The organism is Pigmentiphaga sp. GD03639 (assembly GCF_029845405.1).
Taxonomy (GTDB): domain Bacteria; phylum Pseudomonadota; class Gammaproteobacteria; order Burkholderiales; family Burkholderiaceae_B; genus Pigmentiphaga; species Pigmentiphaga daeguensis.
The window spans coordinates 1-1427 of record NZ_JAOCLR010000073.1; the positions used below are offsets into that span (position 1 = coordinate 1).

The window sequence follows — 1427 nt, forward strand, 5'->3', positions numbered from 1 at the left end:
CGGTCGTCGCAACACCGATTTGTGCAGCGGATTTTAAGTAGTCATTCAACGCCTCTGCCGGAGTCCTCCAACCCAACGTCTTGCGTGGCCTGTTGTTCAAGGTCAGTGCCACGGCTTGAATCTCTTGCTCACTCCATCGGGACAGGTCGGTGCCCTTGGGGAAGTACTGGCGCAGCAGCCCGTTCGTGTTCTCGTTGGTACCGCGCTGCCATGGACTACGAGGATCGGCGAAGAAGACCTTCACTCCGGACTCGATGGTGAATCGTGCATGGTCGGACAACTCCTTGCCACGATCCCAAGTCAATGACTGCCATAGCCGGGTAGGTAGCTTCGTCACTGTTCTCTTGAGGGCGTTGGCCATGGTGATGGCTCCGTATCCCGCCAGCGCAGGACCATTCTTTGTTCGAGGAGTCAGTCCATAGCCTTCCTCGCGCGGCAGGTGCACGAGCATGGTGAAACGGCTTGACCGTTCCACCAGCGTGCCAATGGCCGACCTGTCCAGGCCGATGATCAGGTCCCCTTCCCAGTGACCGGGTACCGCACGATCTTCTATCTCATCAGGGCGGCTGGAGATCATCACCTCTTCACTGACATGTGCCCATGCTTTGGCTTGCGACCTGGCCCGTGGGACGCGCAAAGCACGCCCTGTACGCAGGTAGCTCACAAGCTCACGCTTGAGGGCGCCTCTGCCCTGGATATAGAGCGCCTGGTAGATGGCTTCGTGTGAGATGCGCATGGTCGGATCATCCGGGAAGTCGACCTGCAGCCGGTTGGCGATCTGCTCTGGCGACCAGCCATTGACCCACTTGCGGTCACCTCGATGGGGCTTGTTGCGCCCGATAAACGTGGCTTGTCGAGGTCCCGCAATCTCGCTGCCGTGAGCATCACGGATATTGCCCTCCAGACGGTCTTGGACGAATTGGCGCAGACGCTGGTTCTTCACCAGCTTGGCCGGCTTGGGCCTTCTGGCGACCAGCTCGGACTTCCACTGTGCGACCGACGCACGATATTCGAGCTTGCCGCCGCGAGTTGCAGCGTTGCGTGTCAGTTCACGGGAGACGGTTGAGGGGCTTCGCCCCAGACGGCGAGCTATCTCCCGCACTCCAACGTCTTGAGCTCGCAACAGAGCGATCTCTTCTCGCTCGGAGAATGACAGATACCTCGCGGAAGTAGGCTTCGACATGAACAATGGCATGCCACCACGATGACGGAACCAGCGAGTGCCCACCGGTTGCGACACGCCAACGGCTTCGGCCGCCTTCTCGCTCGTGATTCCGGTGGCAATCTGCTTCCAGAATTGCCGCTCGATCTCCCGTCGAAGCGACGGCGCACCTGGAGAGCACATCGCGTCTCTTCCTGTCAATTGCTTCATCCATCCTGCGGGTCGCCCCATAAACACCTCCTGGTTGAAGGTGTTGCGACGACCA

Annotated in this window: 1 protein-coding gene; it reads right to left on the reverse strand. The window is 59.8% G+C overall.

What is annotated here, in order from left to right; genetic code table 11:
* The coding region (locus tag N5K27_RS28810; protein WP_279821007.1) for an IS30 family transposase at positions 1-1372 on the reverse strand (1372 nt) is incomplete at its 3' end.
* Between the last annotated feature and the right edge of the window lie 55 nt (positions 1373-1427).